At 56.8% G+C, this 15931-nt stretch carries 15 protein-coding genes and 1 tRNA gene; 6 read left to right on the top strand and 10 right to left on the bottom strand.

The window, feature by feature from the left end; translation table 11 throughout:
• The first annotated feature begins 23 nt into the window (after positions 1 to 23).
• The 3 genes from IT444_02025 (at position 24) to thiE (ending at position 2638) form a co-directional block, all read left to right on the top strand.
• Positions 24 to 791 (top strand): glycosyltransferase family 2 protein, encoded by a 768-nt coding sequence (locus IT444_02025; protein MCC7191534.1) that lies wholly within the window; start codon positions 24 to 26, stop codon positions 789 to 791.
• Between the two features lie 116 nt (positions 792 to 907).
• Positions 908 to 1522: a lipid-A-disaccharide synthase N-terminal domain-containing protein gene (locus IT444_02020; GenBank protein MCC7191533.1), complete on the top strand. Its 615-nt coding sequence runs from the start codon at positions 908 to 910 to the stop codon at positions 1520 to 1522.
• A gap of 78 nt (positions 1523 to 1600) precedes the next feature.
• Positions 1601 to 2638 (top strand): thiamine phosphate synthase, encoded by a 1038-nt coding sequence (gene thiE, locus IT444_02015; GenBank protein MCC7191532.1) that lies wholly within the window; start codon positions 1601 to 1603, stop codon positions 2636 to 2638.
• A gap of 30 nt (positions 2639 to 2668) precedes the next feature.
• Here the strand turns inward: thiE and IT444_02010 are convergent, their stop codons facing one another.
• From IT444_02010 to rho, 4 genes are all read right to left on the bottom strand, one after another.
• Complete coding sequence (locus IT444_02010) at positions 2669 to 3460, bottom strand: type II secretion system protein (GenBank protein ID MCC7191531.1); 792 nt, start codon at positions 3458 to 3460, stop codon at positions 2669 to 2671.
• 134 nt (positions 3461 to 3594) lie between these two features.
• Positions 3595 to 4350, bottom strand: a complete 756-nt coding sequence (locus IT444_02005; protein MCC7191530.1) for a hypothetical protein — start codon at positions 4348 to 4350, stop codon at positions 3595 to 3597.
• A gap of 114 nt (positions 4351 to 4464) precedes the next feature.
• A complete protein-coding gene (locus IT444_02000; protein ID MCC7191529.1) occupies positions 4465 to 5256 on the bottom strand; it encodes a prepilin-type N-terminal cleavage/methylation domain-containing protein in 792 nt (263 codons plus the stop codon).
• 37 nt (positions 5257 to 5293) lie between these two features.
• Entirely contained in the window at positions 5294 to 6502 is a 1209-nt protein-coding gene (gene rho / locus IT444_01995; GenBank protein MCC7191528.1) for a transcription termination factor Rho, read from the bottom strand.
• Positions 6503 to 7185: 683 nt separating this feature from the next.
• Between rho and IT444_01990 the strand changes: the two genes are divergently transcribed.
• Positions 7186 to 7656: a hypothetical protein gene (locus tag IT444_01990; protein MCC7191527.1), complete on the top strand. Its 471-nt coding sequence runs from the start codon at positions 7186 to 7188 to the stop codon at positions 7654 to 7656.
• 228 nt (positions 7657 to 7884) lie between these two features.
• Here the strand turns inward: IT444_01990 and IT444_01985 are convergent.
• Positions 7885 to 7958: transfer RNA gene (locus IT444_01985), tRNA-Ile, on the bottom strand.
• Positions 7959 to 8160: 202 nt separating this feature from the next.
• On the opposite strand from IT444_01985, the gene IT444_01980 reads away from it, so the two are divergent.
• Both IT444_01980 and mscL read left to right on the top strand, forming a co-directional pair.
• Complete coding sequence (locus tag IT444_01980) at positions 8161 to 9579, top strand: aspartate aminotransferase family protein (GenBank protein ID MCC7191526.1); 1419 nt, start codon at positions 8161 to 8163, stop codon at positions 9577 to 9579.
• A 111-nt stretch (positions 9580 to 9690) separates the two neighbouring features.
• A complete protein-coding gene (gene mscL / locus IT444_01975) occupies positions 9691 to 10071 on the top strand; it encodes a large conductance mechanosensitive channel protein MscL (GenBank protein MCC7191525.1) in 381 nt (126 codons plus the stop codon).
• Between the two features lie 75 nt (positions 10072 to 10146).
• On the opposite strand, the gene IT444_01970 is transcribed toward mscL, so the two are convergent.
• The 5 genes from IT444_01970 to IT444_01950 form a co-directional block, all read right to left on the bottom strand.
• Positions 10147 to 10620 carry a hypothetical protein gene (locus IT444_01970; protein MCC7191524.1) on the bottom strand — a complete coding sequence of 158 codons (474 nt, stop codon included), beginning with the start codon at positions 10618 to 10620 and terminating at the stop codon, positions 10147 to 10149.
• Positions 10621 to 10716: 96 nt separating this feature from the next.
• The gene (locus IT444_01965; GenBank protein MCC7191523.1) at positions 10717 to 11319 is read right to left on the bottom strand and encodes a DUF488 domain-containing protein; all 603 of its coding nucleotides are present in this window, start codon (positions 11317 to 11319) and stop codon (positions 10717 to 10719) included.
• 35 nt (positions 11320 to 11354) lie between these two features.
• Positions 11355 to 12872: a 30S ribosomal protein S12 methylthiotransferase RimO gene (gene rimO, locus IT444_01960; protein ID MCC7191522.1), complete on the bottom strand. Its 1518-nt coding sequence runs from the start codon at positions 12870 to 12872 to the stop codon at positions 11355 to 11357.
• A 122-nt stretch (positions 12873 to 12994) separates the two neighbouring features.
• Positions 12995 to 14971 carry a phosphoenolpyruvate carboxykinase (GTP) gene (locus IT444_01955; protein ID MCC7191521.1) on the bottom strand — a complete coding sequence of 659 codons (1977 nt, stop codon included), beginning with the start codon at positions 14969 to 14971 and terminating at the stop codon, positions 12995 to 12997.
• 24 nt (positions 14972 to 14995) lie between these two features.
• On the bottom strand, positions 14996 to 15907 hold the full coding sequence (locus IT444_01950) for a hypothetical protein (protein MCC7191520.1): 912 nt from the start codon (positions 15905 to 15907) through the stop codon (positions 14996 to 14998).
• Positions 15908 to 15931 lie beyond the last annotated feature (24 nt).

Genomic DNA, 15931 nt, shown 5'->3' with positions numbered 1-15931 from the left:
CGTTTTGCCTATCATCATCGCCAATGACCGAGCCGAACCTCGTCCCTGCGCCTGAGCTTTCGATCGTCGTCCCTGCTCACAATGAGGAGGGCAACGTCGTGCCGCTGATTGCCGAGATTCAGCAGGTCATTATTGATGCGGGTATCGCCGCGGAACTGGTGATCGTGGATGATGGATCAAAGGATGCGACCATGGCGCGGCTCGTGGAACAGGCGGCAAGCCGATCATGGGTCCGTGTGCTACACCGCGATAAAGCGATGGGGCAGTCCGCGGCAATGTATGCCGGTATTCAAGCCTCGCGGGGAAAATACGTCGCCACACTCGATGCCGATCTCCAGAACGACCCAGCCGACCTGCCTGCGATGCTCGCCAAGGTGCGCAGCGGAGAGGCTGACATGGCCCAGGGATTGCGCGCCAATCGACAAGACACGATCATCCGCAAGATCACCAGTTGGGTCGGTCGAACCACCCGCAGGCTCATGCTCAATGACCATATCCGTGACACCGGCTGCACGACGCGCGTCGTCCGGGCTGACATCGCCAGGCAGTTCCCGCTCATGTTCAAGGGAATGCATCGCTTCATGCCGGTGTATGCGAGCATGGTCGGCGCGCGCGTCATCGAGATGCCGGTGAATCATCGGCCGCGAGTTTCCGGCGTGGCGAAATATGGCATCTGGGATCGCGCGTTGGTCGGGCTGTACGACTGTTTCGTCATGCGATGGATGCTCAAGCGTTACCGTAATCCCGTTTGCGAGGTCGCTACGACCCAATCGCCCGGAAAGAGCACGTAAAGTTCTGGAGATTCGGATCAATGCTGTGGTTTGAACGGATAGCGCGGCTGCATAGAAAGAGGGAGACAAATCTTCTCCGCGCCTGTTCCCTGCCGACAGTCCGGCGTGCCTCGCAGATGACCGTACTGCTGATTTCACTTGCACTCGTGGGTATCGCACTTGCGCAGAACGTGACCACTGACACGGCGACTGCGCCTGCGGCAACGACCCTTGCCGCCACGGAACCCTCTGCTGTTGATCCCGAAGCGGCCACCCTCTCTTTTCCCTACGAGGGACGCAACCAGACGATCAGGATTGAGCGCGCGGATAACGATTACATCATCGTGATCGAAACGGATAAGGGGCTGCGCAAGCTGACGCCGAATCAGTTTTTCGATTTGATCTACTCTCAACAGAAAAACGCACGAAAAAACTTTCTTTTCCGTCTGTTCAACATCACCTCGTGGCTGGGTATTTTCTGGGTGACCTTCGGCCTAATCGGTCAGCTCGTCTTCATGTCGCGCATGATCCTCCAATGGCTCGCCAGTGAAAAAAAGGGGAAATCTGTGGTACCCGTTGGGTTCTGGTGGGGAAGCCTCATCGGCGGCGTGATGCTGCTGACCTATTTCTGCTGGCGGCGCGATATCGTCGGCATCCTCGGCCAGTCGGCAGGCTCGCTGGTGTATGCCAGAAATCTCTGGATGATTTACGCTGGCCCTAAAACCGCTTCCACCCCAGGAGATGGCGATTAACCGTGACATCATTCATCCTCGACTGTGGAACGAGCGTTCATCGCCGGTTTTGATCTGAGAGAAGGTGTGACTCAAACCATGCCCAATATCCTTCGCATCCTCGATGCCAACAGTAATCGGGCACGTGAAGCCTTGCGGGTCATGGAGGAAGCGGCGCGTTTCCTGCTCGATGATGCGGCGCTGGTCGATGGTCTAAAAACGCTGAGGCATGATCTTGCCGCAGCACTGGAACTGGTCCCAGCTCTTGAAGCCAATCGTGATACCCCCGGTGATGTCGGAACCACGATCAAAACCTCGCGCGAGGTATCCCGTGAATCAGCGGCCGATGTGGCACTCGCTGCTGGTAAACGACTCAGTGAAGCACTGCGAGCACTCGAAGAGTATGGCAAGACACTGGGGACGACGGCAGGTGACTTCGCGATACGGATCGAGTCGATCCGCTACCGAGGTTATGACCTTGAGCAACGGCTTAATCTTGCGATGGGCAGCGGCATACGAAAGCAATGGAAGCTCTGCGTTCTGATCACAGAGGATCTATGCAAGGGTCATGATTGGCTGGCGGTCGCAGAAGGCGCGATCACTGGCGGCGCGGATTGCCTGCAACTGCGCGAGAAATCCCTTGAAGGGAGCGAACTGCTTACCCGTACGAAAAAACTCGTCACGATGGCGCGGCCGCGCGGCGTCGCGGTCATCGTCAACGACCGACCGGATATTGCGCTGCTGGGTGAAGCCGACGGGGTCCATCTGGGGCAAACGGACCTGCCCTGTGCCGAAGCGCGACGACTCGTCGGTCGGCGACTTCTCATCGGAGTCAGCACGTCTAACCTTTCTCAGGCCCGGCAGGCACTGAGCGATGGCGCGGATTACTGCGGTGTCGGCCCAATGTTCACAACGATCACCAAACACAAGGAACACATCGTCGGTCCGGACTATCTGCGAGAGTATGCCGCGTGGGGAAAACTGCCGCATCTGGCAATCGGCGGGATCACCGTCGAGCGCGTCGGAGAGTTGCTCCGCGCGGGAGGGCAGGGTATCGCGGTGTCGTCGATAGTCTGTGGCGCCATCGATCCAGCTGCGGTGACACGGGAATTGCTAAAGGCAATGAGCGTCGCGTAATGCCGTGTCGGCGGACGAGCACGCTCCACATCACATGTTGTTGTAGTCACCAAAAATCCAAATATCGACGTAGTTCGGCTGGCCAGGAGTGCAGTATCTGACCACACCCACGTGCCCATCCATGTACATCATTTCCGATGACTTGTTGGGGTGGTTGAATCCCGGGGTGTACATGTAGTACGGCTGGTCGCCGAGAATATCGATCCGCCACTCAAAGTTATTCTGCGCCCAACCAAAAACCGCACGGCCCATGTCCATCACAAAGGTGAGTTTGGAAGTAGAGGGAATCGGCGTAGGCAGCCCTGAGTAAATCGAACGCCCGCGCACCGGATTAGAAAATCCACGACGTGGTGAGCCATAGGCGTACTGAGAGACACTCCAGTTAATCATGTAGCTGTTGGCGACCAGCTCATTGCCGTAGTTGGTGACGGGCTTCTGGTTGTAGTTAGGATCGGAGGTAGGAATGAGTTCGGGGGTTTCTGCGGGGCATTCGAGGATGGGGTAACGGTAGGTGCCCCACCAGGTAGTTGAGCCGCCGCTGAAATACGCGCCGCGCCCGCCGAGGTAACCACCCGCACCGAGGATCTCATCCCAATAGCTGGTCTGGGGAATCCAGTCGCCGGTATCGACCGCATAGCTGCCGAACGCTACTGCGATCTGTCGCAGATTCGACCCACACTTGGCAGCTCGCGAAATTGCTTTCGCCTGACTTAACGCTGGCAGGAGCAACGCAATCAATACGGCTACGATGGAGATGACAACCAACAATTCGACGAGCGTAAAAGCTCGACCGGATTTGCTTTGATTGGCATGCAGCGACATGCAAAGCTCCCGACCACTTTTCTCTTTATCGACGTTCCGATAGATGGAGTCTATCCCAACTGCCCGGACGTCTCCTGAAATGGGCACCAGCCAAGAGAAATTTAGCACCTAAACAGGCTAATTCAAGCGTCAGCTCAAGGGTATTCACCGTTAGGCCAGTTCCAGACAAAAAGTGGTATGAGCGACTCCGTGTAATGTCGTTCCTGTGTGACATGGCCATCCATGTAGATCATGTTGGCTTTTTTGCCGGGATGATGAAACGCATGCCACCACGTCATGTTATTCAGGCCGTATGCCGTATCGACATTCCACTCAAAATAGAAAAGATCCCACCCATAAGTCCAGAGTCGGGCATCCATGAGTAAGGTAGCCTTATCTGGGGCGCGTTTGGGCTTGGAAAAACCTTTGCGCGGGGTCCAATAATAGTATTGGGAGATAGACCAGTTGTAGGCAAAGCTGGTGCGCATGAACTCGTTGTCGAAATTGGTGGTAGCCCGGCCGTTGTAGCTTGGATCACTGGTACCCAGTTTTTCCGCTGGTTCTCCAGGGCATGAGAAAACCTGCCAGCGATCAAGCGCAAAGTTATAGGTTCCCGCAGTGATGTTGGGGCCGAAGCGCTTGGGGGCACCAAAGTAGCCCATTTTCCCGAGAATATCGGAATAGCTCACAGTCGCGGGCATGTAGTCGGTGGTCTCGGCAGCATAAGAAGCAAAGCCAATGTAAATCTGCTTGAGATTGCTCTGACACATCACCGTGTGGGCCACGGCACGAGCTTTTCCCAGTGCGGGCAGGAGCAGGGAAATAAGCAGAGCCACGATGGCGATGACAACCAGCAACTCGACGAGCGTAAAGGCTGGCAGATCAGGGGTTGCAGAACGTCGTTGGGCCATAACGTGAGCTTCCAGAACTAAACAACCTATTATTGAAACTCATTGGGTTCGCGGCAACACCCAATAAAAATATCTGCTCCAATCTTCTGCTGTTTCCATCGTGGCATAAACGGATCACGGCCAGACACTTGGGTAGAACTTGAATTGTGACCCACCCATGGCATCCATCGTCTTTCGATCAAAGGTGCCAACATGACCATCTGCTAGAAGTAAATTGCTCGCGTTGTGATGCGGAGCAACGTAAGGACCGACCCAGTAGTATCCAAAATAAGACGATGCGGAATAGATTTCGCCCATCATGGCCAGTTGTGAAGGCGAGATACGACCAAAGTTATCGGATTTCTTGGGAAACCAGAGCTGGGGTTGACTTGAGAGATTACCCAGTCCAAAGAAAGACGTCATGCAGTAATTATCGAGTTTCCAACCCCAGGAAATATAGTTGAGACTGACGATGTAGGCGTAGTCCAAAGCGCTGGGCGGCTGGTAGTTCATGCCGGGGCAGAGGAAGAAGTTTTTTCTTGCAGAATTGGTCCATGAGGTGTCACCCAGTGTGCCGACGTAGTAAGACGCAGCATACGGGTCGGACCCGCCGCCACCCATGTAGGCCTGCATTTCATCCACAAAATTCCCGTCCCACTGACCCGATCCATTGGGCTTTGTGTAGGTTGGATTCGACGCCCAGGTTACGTTTACCGGATACCAGTTGGTATCGCTGCGGAATTGCTCGATCCAAACGTGAAATTGCCGTTCGCGTGCAGCGCAGGAAACCGCCTGCGCAGTGACGCGGGCTTTTTGTAATGCCGGCAGCAACAGGGCGATCAACAGCGCAATGATCGAGACAACCACCAGCATCTCAATAAGTGTGAAGGCATCGTTTCGGAATTGATGGCATCGCCTGTTCAGCATGAAATGCACTCCACCCCCGATAATCTTAGCCTCGTTTTTACGAGTTGGCCGGGCTTTGAGAGGCTCCGACAAGTTCAGCGTTGGTCTTGAATCGCTCCAATGCTTTGAGAAGTTGGGAAACCTGCTGGTCAGGCGGCATGTTGAGTAACCGCCGTCGCAGTGCGGTCATCGTCTCCAACTCTTTGGGTGGCACGAGCAGGTGCTCCTTTCGTGTGCCGCTGGCGGCCAAATCGATTGCCGGGAAGATGCGTCGCTCCGCAATTTTGCGGTCGAGAATCATCTCCATGTTGCCCGTACCCTTGAACTCTTCAAAGATCACCTGATCTCCACGGCTGCCGGTATCAACCAGGGCGGTGGCGATGATGGTCAGCGATCCGCCTTCTTCAAACTTTCGAGCTGCGCCGAAAAGCTGCTTGGGTATCGCCAGTGCCGATGCGTCCAGACCGCCGGAGAGCGTTCGACCTGTTTGCGACATTCCTGGCGCCGTATTGAACGCACGACCGACGCGGGTCAGCGAGTCGAGAAGCACAACCACATCACGGCCGGCTTCGGCCATCCGCTTGGCTCGTTCGATGGTCAATATCGCCAGTCCGCAATGCTTTTCGGCGGTGTGGTCATTGCTCGACGCGAGCACTTCACATGGAACATTGCGGCGGAAATCCGTGACTTCCTCCGGCCGCTCATCGACCAACAACGCGATCACATGCACATTCGGATGATTCTTCTGCACCGCAAAGGCGATGTTCTGCAACAACGTGGTTTTGCCGGCCTTGGGGGGCGAGACGATCATGCCCCGCTGCCCGTAGCCGATGGGACAGAAAAGATCGATCAGCCGACACGAGGGCGGACAGCCGGGGTATTCAAGAGTCAGCCGCGGCGAGGGGTCGATGGTGGTTAAATCTTCAAACTTCCGCCTCTTGGCGAACTCTTCCGGCGGCTGGCCATCTACTTTGAAGACCTGTTGAACGCGAGGCGCATTGGGTGCGATGGCATTGGCACGCATCGGCTTGGGCTGTTGCCTTCCGCGCCGGCCATGCTGGTGTTGGTGATGTTGATGATGGTGGCCGTTGCCCCCGCCCTGACTCAGCTCGACCTCCATCTCCAGTCCGGGACGAAGCTGGTAACGCTCAATGATTCGTGCCGGAACAACCGGATCGGCTGGGGAACTGATCAACGTCTTATCAAGGATGCGAAGACGTCCGTCGGTGCGATTGGAAATTTCGAGAATACCCGTGTGAGATTGCATGATGCCCTGATTGTTGCGCCGACACGATCTTGTGCCGGTCTGTGGAAACCCAATGGCGGCGTCGAGCGATGGTGTCCGATCGGGTGACGAGTTGTGTGGGATTCCGCGCTGGCGGACTCCATGGGTTCCGACGCTGCCAGCAACACAGCCAGCCAACGCAGACCCGGGGATAATTGGTGCCAAGTGTCCCGGTCAAGCCGGGTATGTTCCATCCAGAGTCGGGAACCGATTCAGAACATCCTCCATCCGACTTCCCGCAGGGGTTTTACCCCTTCCCCTTCCAACGCATCGCTCATGCCGATGCTTCGATTGGGAATGTCTTGAAGGTCGCTGTACCGCCGCGATGAACGGCTGGCCGCAAAACCTCCCAGTTTCAGGCTCTTCTCAGAAGGTCGCCGGGCGACTATGCCGTCACCGGCTGCCGAAAGGCTCTAACAGCCACTCAAAAGCTGGTCTCCCCTTGGACGTCTTTCGGCAAAACAGGGGCTCGACTGAGACGAAATTCGAAAAATATCAGTCGTCTCAGACACCCCTACTATACCAAATCTTTGGATTTGGAGCCAAGGGGCAGCCGTCATCTTCTCGAATTTCACTTCTTTGTTAACAAAATACTGGCCGCGCCAAAACTGTGAGCTATGCTCTCTGCGGACGTTTCGCAAACCTTCAATCCAGACACCAATCGGATGGCGGTCACGACCCCGAAGACAAGTCGTTTTGCGCGCAACTGGTCATCGGTACGCAGCCGTACCCGCCGTGCGACTGTTGCCGAAGCGCCCAACCATGCCGGGGTCATGGGAGCACCCCTCGACTCGCCCACAGATCCGCGTTGGGTGCTCGCCACGCGAACAGCCGAGCAACTCGAAGGCTCGCTCCTGCGCCCTGAGCCTCGTGATCGATTGGTGCGGCTTGGACAGATGCTCGGCCTGTCGCATTTCGATGCCAACCTCGTCATCGCTATCGTGCAGGACCAGGCGCGGCGAGGATATGCGCCAAAGTTCTGCCCGCTGGCTGCTGAGCCTCGTCTCCGGCTGATTCCGCTGCTTAATGAAAAAAACTCTCCCGACGCCAGACGACGCCGTGCGTTAGCTCTTGCCTGGGGGCTGGTGCTTTTTATCGCAGCCGAGCTGGTGGTGCTGGCCTGGCTCGTCGACTGAAAACCTAATTATCCGTTTCTACAACCTTCATCTAGGCAGACTATCCGAGGCGTTTGCCTTCTTCCTCCAAGAATCTCCGCCTGAAGAAGCGAAGTAGTACTCCCCTACACTAACCGGGAACAGGAAGAAACCTCGCGCATCAAGCCAGCAAAGCCGCAGAATCGGCTCAACTGCTCGTCAGAGGAGTAGTTCGTCAAGACGTGATACGCAAAGCAGAATATCGTTCAATGGGCCCGAGAAGATTCGAACTTCCGACCTCACCGTTATCAGCGGTGCGCTCTAGCCAACTGAGCTACGAGCCCCAGCGGAGCAATGCTCCGAACCGGTAAGATTAGGTAAACTCGCTGGTTCAGTCAAGAAAACAGGACGCTTCATAGCGTATCGGCGCGGTATCGTATTCCCGCTTGGAAGCCGTGTTTAGTCGGGCGGCGTATGCTTTCGTACTCAGGCCTTGCTTGCTCAACCAGCCAACGGGCATTGCCTCATTGATTGGAGCTGTTTGCCATGTTTGATCTCAAGTCAGTTGTCGCGGCGAATCAGGGGCAGGCACTCAATCTCATCGAGAGCCATATCAACCCCGCCTTTGCGAAGGTGTTGCGGATCATTGGTTTCGATGTCAATTACACACATGGCCGAGGCCAGTACCTCTACGACGATCAAGGCCATGAATATCTTGACTGCCTGGCGGGCTACGGCACCTTTGCCTGCGGGCGAAACCACCCGGTGATCCGTCAGGCGATCAAGGATGCAATGGATCTCGACCTGCCGAACCTGCCGAAGATGGGCGCCTATCCGCTCTCAGGCATGCTCGCGCGGGAGTTGATCAAGATCGCACCAGCCGGTCTGGACACCGTGTTTTTCACCAACTGCGGAGCGATGGGTGTCGAGACTGCTCTTAAATACGCCCGTGCTGCCACCGGCAAGCCGCGGATCGTCTATTGCAAGAAAAGTTTTCACGGCCTGTCACTGGGCGCGTTGTCGGTCATGGGTAATGAGGAGTTTCGTGAAGGTTTCGGGCCGTTGGGTCAGTACACGACAGCCGTTCCCTTCAACGATCTCGACGCCCTTGAACACGAGCTGAAAAAAGGTGACGTGGCGGGCTTTATCTGCGAGCCGATCCAGGGCAAAGGCGTCAATATTCCTTCCGATGCGTTTCTTCCCGGCGTTGTGCGGCTGTGCAGGAAATACGGCACGCTATACATCGATGATGAAGTTCAGACCGGCTACGGACGGACAGGGAAAATGTGGGCGTGTCAGCACTGGTTGACCTCTGACTCGCCGGAGCATCTGCCGGATGTGATGATTACCGCCAAGGCTCTGTCGGGGGGATATGTCCCAGCCGGTGCGGTACTCAGCAAGCGCTGGGTGCATGAAAAAGTTTTTTCCTCACTCGACCGCTGCGTGGTTCACTCGACCACATTCGGCCAGAACGATCTGGCGATGACGGCTGGTCTGGCGACGCTCAGCGTGCTGCGGGAGGAGAAAGTAGTCGAAAACGCTGCCGCGATGGGCGATCTGCTCCTGACGAAGATGCGATCGCTGGTCGAGAAGTACGACCTGGTCAAGGAAGTACGAGGCAAAGGGCTGATGGTGGCTATCGAGTTCGGCACGCCACGCGGCATCATGCTCAGAACCCAGTGGGCACTGTTGCACAAGCTCGATCCGAGCCTCTTCCCCCAAGCAATTCTCATCCCACTGCTCAAAGACCACCGTATCCTCGCGCAGACGGCAGGCCACCATCTGGACGTTATCAAGCTGATTCCTCCGCTGATTATCAATGCGAAAGATGTGGACCGGATCGTCAACGCTTTTGATGAAGTGATCGCCAGTTGCAGCCGGATGTCAGGCCCCATGTGGGAAGTCGGCAAACGACTCACCTCACAGGCACTCAAGCGTAAAGAACCCGCACCCGCAGGCACATGAGACCATGATTTAGACACCGTTTAATCCGTGTAGTATAAAACTTGCACAGGTTCGGGAGAATAACCGCGTCGGGCGGCTTACTCACCATTTCTCTTTTTAAGGAGCACGATCATGGGGATGTTGAAGGAGTTCAAAGAGTTCGCATTGAAGGGCAACATGCTCGATCTGGCGGTAGGCATCATCATCGGTGTGGCATTCGGTTCTGTGGTCAATTCACTGGTCAACGACATCATCATGCCGCCGATCGGTATGGCGATGGGTCATGTGGACTTCAAAGATCTCAAGGTGGTGCTCAAAGCCGCCTCACCCGAAGTCAAAGATCTGGCTGGAGCCGTCACCGCACAGGCTGTGCCTGAAGTCGCCATCCGCTGGGGGCTATTCATCAACAACCTGATTAACTTCTTCGTCGTCGCTTTCTGCGTGTTCCTCGTGGTCAAGGCTTTCAACACCGCACGGGCACGTCTCGAAGGAAAACCGCCCGCTGCCAAGTGATCGCGTACTTCAAGCCCATCACTCCAAAGAGCCGCGGCAATCCCGCGGCTCTTTTATTTTCCCATAGCGCAGGATTCACTTCATCGGATCGTCAATCGTCGAATTCGGATCGAGCGGCGGTTGCGGAATCTCCAGATCATCCATACCCGTCGCAGCGGATTGCTTGGCGGAATCGAGAAGTGCTCGCGTAGCGTCCACCTGCTGTCGAATGGACGGCGACAACTCCACTTTCCTGACTTCGAGCGATTCGAGTAACTCATCCGCCGTACTGAAATCCTTCGCATGGATCGCATCGCGGACAGATCGGAGCTTCGTTGCCGCTTCATCACTTGGCAGCACATCGTCTGTTGAAGGTTCTGTCATCAACTTCGTCGAATCGCCACCCAGCGGGTGTGTCGAGGTGGGTGATGCGTCAGGCAGGGAAGCCGGCGGAGCGGACACGGTTGGCGTTGCTGGCGCGACGGTCTGGGGGGCCTCTTCCTTTCGTTCACATCCCACCCATGTCAGTAAGCACACCGCAAGACAACCCACCAGAGATCGATGCGTCATGATGGACCTTTCGAGAAAATACCCCACTGAAAATTGTCGTGTACGTAATACTCAGCTGCAATGTTCCGATGCGGAATCCTCCGCTTCGCGTGGCGACTACTTCACGTCATCATCGTAGAGCGTTCCGCAAGGTGACTCCTCCGCTGGCGGGTACACCATGTGGTCTCCTTCAACACGACCAAATTTCGTCAGTTGATGCGGATTGCGTTTATGAACGGAAATAATGTGCTCGACATTCATGCCGCGAACCAGCAGCATGTCGGAAATCAGCGAGCGATGACAACGCCAGGGAACCGCTTCACTGCACATGATCGCGGTACGTTTATCACTCGCGAGGTGCAGCAATTCGCGCAGCCCGTCACGGAAGGGTTTGGTAAGCATGTAGTCCGCAAAGCCGCGAAAGCTCGCATTTTTCCAGCCTGTGTTGGGTGAGTCGGGACGCGAGCGACGAAAACCGCCTAACGCTTTGATGTGTTCGTAATCCATACCCGCATTATGCAGCGATTGCTCCAGTGCCTCCTGGTTGAATTGCGGATATCGCCTCGACCCCGGAGCTGTGCGTACATCCACCAACCGCTCGACGCCATGTGCATGGAGCAACTCTATGAACTTTTCAATGGGTCGCGTGGAGTGACCGACCGTCAGAATAACCGCTGGTCGCTGCGATGCGGAGCGGCTGACAGATGACGCGGCGTGCATGACAAAATTGTAGGCGCGTGCAGGTAGATCGTTGCTTACCGTACGACCGGCAGCGACATCGCCAAACCAATTTCCGACACGGGCTGGGCGATCAAGTCGTAACCATCAGCTGCGGTAATTTTGCATCGCACGACTTCACCTGGAGCGAGTTGATGGCGGGCCTGTACGTAAGTAATGCCGTCGATCGACGGAGCCTGCTGATAAGTGCGACCCGCATAGAGCTTCCCGCCTCGTGTCACTCCTGTGGTCGCTTTGCCGCTGGAACGTGTAGCCGAGTCGATGAGCACGTCAAACTCCGTCGCGTCCGCTGCCACCTTTTCGTTTCGAGCGAATGCGACTTTCTGTTGCGTCTGCATGAGTTCTTCCACACGTTCCTGCACGACCTGTGCGGGGACCGCCTCACCTTTGGCGTGCAGCATCCCTGCCGGCGTACCGGGTTCGGGAGAAAAGGGAAACACACCCATCGCCTCAAAGCCGTATTCCCTGACAAAGCGCACCAACTCACGATGCTGTGCGGCTGTCTCCCCGGGAAAGCCCGCAATAAAGGTCGTTCGCAGCGTCATGCCCGGTATCCGCTCGCGGAGCTTGACCAGCAGAGCCTCGATGAGTTTGCGGCTGGTCTGGCGACGCATGCGCTCGAGCACCTTGTCATTGATGTGCTGAAGAGGCATGTCGATGTATTTCAAAACGCCGGGTAATTCGGCGATGGCGTCGATCATCTCGTCAGTAAAGCACGAGGGGTAGGCGTACATCAGCCGCAGCCACGCCCCCGTATCACGAGTAGCCGCATTTAGCTGTCGCAACATGCCGGCCAGCCCCGGCTTATAGCCGATGTCATTTCCGTAGCTGGTCGTGTCCTGCCCGATGAGATTCAATTCAAACGCACCGTCAGAAATCAGCTCGCGAGCCTCAGCAAGAATCGCATCCAGCGGTTTAGATCGCATCTTGCCACGAATCGATGGAATCGTGCAGAACGCACAGTTCTGGTTGCACCCCTCACTGACACGAAGATAGGCATAGTGTCTTGGCGTCAGTCGCAGCCTCGCAGAGTCTGACTCGAAGTAACCTTCCGCATTGATGCCGCGATCACGCTTGGCAATGGTCGCATTGGCGGCAATACTCGAATAGACAGGCAGCGGCAAACGCGATTCCGCGGACGCAGAGCGTGTAATCGGACCACGTACCGCCTCGACGATGTGATCGCGATCGAAGACACCGATCATCGCATCAATATCCGGGCACCATTCGAGCATTTTCGCCCGATGCCGTTGAACGAGACAGCCGGCAACTACGATGCGTTTGACCTTGCCGGCACGTTTGAGCTTGGCGGCACGAGTTATCTCATCCACCGACTCGTCTTTCGATGCTTCGAGAAAACCGCAGGTGTTAATGACGACGGCGTCCGCTTCGCCGCCTTCGGATACGGGAACCAGACCATCCTGCGCGAGCAGGCCGAGCATTTTTTCACTGTCCACAAGATTCTTCGGGCAGCCGAGGCTGACGAAGGCAACCGTCTGCACGGTCGGTGCGGACTTGGCGGGACGACGTGGCATCGAAAGTGTCCAAAACCCGAAAAAACGAGACGAATCGAGCCCCACATCGTACCCGCTTCATCGCTCTGCCGCCAGTGTTTCTCATCGGGCAGACCGCCAGCACTGATGGCTGTGCCGACTGGTCAAGTCTTCTCGCGCAGCCGTTTTTCGAGGCCGGCCAATTCCTCACTGAGGGCTGAAGGAAGATTCGCCCCAAACTGTGCGTAATGCTGGCGTATCAGCGGAAGTTCCGAGAGCCATCCCGCGGCATCAACGCGGAGCAACTCGCGCAAGTTTTCCGAGGGCAGGTCCAGATTTGACAGATCCAGCGCGCCAGCAGCGGGCAGACTGCCGATCGGCGTGTCAATCGCATCGCCTCCGCCGCTAACTCGCTCGAAAATCCATTTGAGCACTCTCACGTTTTCCCCATAACCCGGCCAGAGGTACTCCCCTTTTGCATTTTTCCGAAACCAGTTGACGTGGAAAATTCGCGGCGTGTATTCCGCATGCTCACAACCCAGTTGAAGCCAGTGAGCGAAGTAATCACCCATGTGGTAACCGCAGAAAGGAAGCATGGCCATGGGATCGCGACGCAGAACGCCGACGCGACCGGCAGCCGCGGCGGTCTTTTCACTGGCCATGATCGAACCGAGGAACACACCGTATTGCCATGTAGGCGCCTCGATGGCCAGCGGCATGATGTTGGCGCGGCGACCACCAAACAAAATCGCGGAAATCGGTACGCCTCTTGGGTCTTCCCACTCCGGAGCCATCACGGGACACTGCCGCGCCGGTGCAGTAAATCGTGAGTTAGGGTGCGCCATTTTCCGCAGGAGCTTGCCTGTGGGGATTCCGCCGGCTTGACCAACGATGCTCGGGCGGCGAGTCCAATCGACCATCAGAGCTGGCGGCTCGTCCGTCATGCCCTCCCACCAGACATCGCGATCGCTGGTGATGGCGACGTTGGTGAAGATCGTGTTTTCACGCACGGTGCGTATGGCATTGGGGTTTGACGCCATGCTGGTGCCCGGTGCGACACCGAAGATTCCAGCTTCGGGATTGATCGCGTAGAGGCGGCCATCGTCGGCGGAGAACTTCATCCACGCGATATCGTCACCGATGGTCTGAACCTTCCAGCCCGGCAGAGTCGGGGTGAGCATGGCAAGGTTGGTCTTGCCGCACGCACTGGGAAAAGCGCCGGCGATGTAGATCGACTTCCCCTCCGGGCTGGTGAGCTTCATGATCAGCATGTGTTCCGCCAGCCAGCCCTCATCGCGAGCCATGACTGATGCGATTCGCAGCGCAAAGCACTTTTTGCCCAGCAGTGCGTTACCGCCGTAACCCGATCCATAGCTCATGATTTCCCGACTTTCGGGAAAATGGACAATGTATTTATCCGCTGGGTTACAGGGCCAGGGTGTATCGGGTTTGTCACCTTCGAGCGGCACGCCGACCGAATGCAGCCCGCGACAGAACTCACCGTCCTCGCCCAGCACGTCAAGCACCGCTTTACCCACGCGGGTCATGATGTGCATGTTGCAGACGACGTAAGGCGAGTCGGTCAACTCGATGCCGATCTTCGCGATGGGAGAGCCGATCGGCCCCATGCTGTATGGGATGATGTACAACGTCCTGCCGCGCATGGAACCCTCGAACCGTTCGCGCATTGCGGCACGCATCTCGGCGGGATTGCGCCAGTTGTTGGTCGGGCCTGCATCCTCGGATTTATTCGAGCAGATAAAAGTGCGATCCTCGACGCGGGCGACATCCGCCACGTCGCTGCGACAGTAAAAAGAGTTTGGACGTTTGGCCGGATCAAGCCGAATCAGGGTGCCGGTCTGAACCATCAGCGAGGTAAGGAAGTCATATTCCTCTTTCGATCCGTCGCACCAATGCACCGCGTCAGGTTCACACAGGTCGATCATGTCATGCACCCAGTGCAGTAGCACCGGGTGATGGGTGAAGCGACGCGCTAGAGCTTCCTGTTCATCCGCCAGGTCACGACCCTCACGGCGGAAGGCTTCGCGATTGAGGACGTTTTTAAGAACCATGCTTTCAAGTTTAGCCCACAGAATGGCCGCCCGCGTCAAGGTCGGAGCCTTACCAAACCAGTACTCCATGCGGCGATGACTGTTCGGTCGCGGTTACACCGATTCAAATATGCTCAGAGCGTTGGCGGCATCGGCCAGCAACATCGCGGTGACAGGCGTCATAGCCCCCTGGCCAGCCTGGACATCATGGAGTTGTTGCTCTCCAAAACTGCGGGCATGAACCGACCACAGAAAGCCCGCGATACCCCACGGCTCGGTTGTCGTGTTGTCCGGCTGTGTGTTTTCCAGGTGATAGGCGGTAATCTGCCGTACCCGCTCCGCCCAGACCGCGCTGCGCCGCGCCAGCGCCAGACTGGTCAGTGCGTGCAGGCCAGCTAACTCACGGTATGTCCACGCATCGAGTGATTCGCCTGCTGAACCCTCATCACGCGGATGAAGCGACCCGCCCGGCCCCGGCTGCTCGATGATCGCATGAACCACCGCATCGACCAATTCCGCGTCGGCATCACGCTTGGCCAAGTCGGCCTGGTCGAGCAAACACAGCGACTGCCACAAAACAAACGCGGTGTCGATCGCCGGCGGCGGACGGCTCGCCCACGCTTCAATCTGCCGAGGTGCCGCCTGCTGCATGAGTTCTTCGCAGGTACTCCACAGATGAACCGAGAGCGTTTCATAGAGCTTTGAAAAAGCAGCTAGATGAAGATGCAGCACTAACGGAAAATAAAATTCCCGCGCGTGACCCTGAGGATCGTGCAGAACGGGTACCCCTGCTGTGTCCGGGGACATCTTGGCAGTACGGTCCAATTCCACCAGCTCGCGCAGACCGTCCGACAGCGCGGCGTGTTGATCCGGTGCATCGGCGACGAGCAACAGAGCCGGTGACGCGCCCACAAGAACCGAACCATCGCCTCGACGTACACGCGGCGATCCCAGAACCCGCCGCAGCACGGGGACGGCAAGGTCGGACATCATTCGGCGGTATGGGCTAAAATCCGTGGTCTTCATACCTGCAATCGTAGGCAAAGGATA

It is taken from the genome of Phycisphaeraceae bacterium, from assembly GCA_020851465.1.
GTDB lineage: Bacteria > Planctomycetota > Phycisphaerae > Phycisphaerales > Phycisphaeraceae > JADZCR01.
This window is presented reverse-complemented; position numbering and strand designations above follow the sequence as displayed.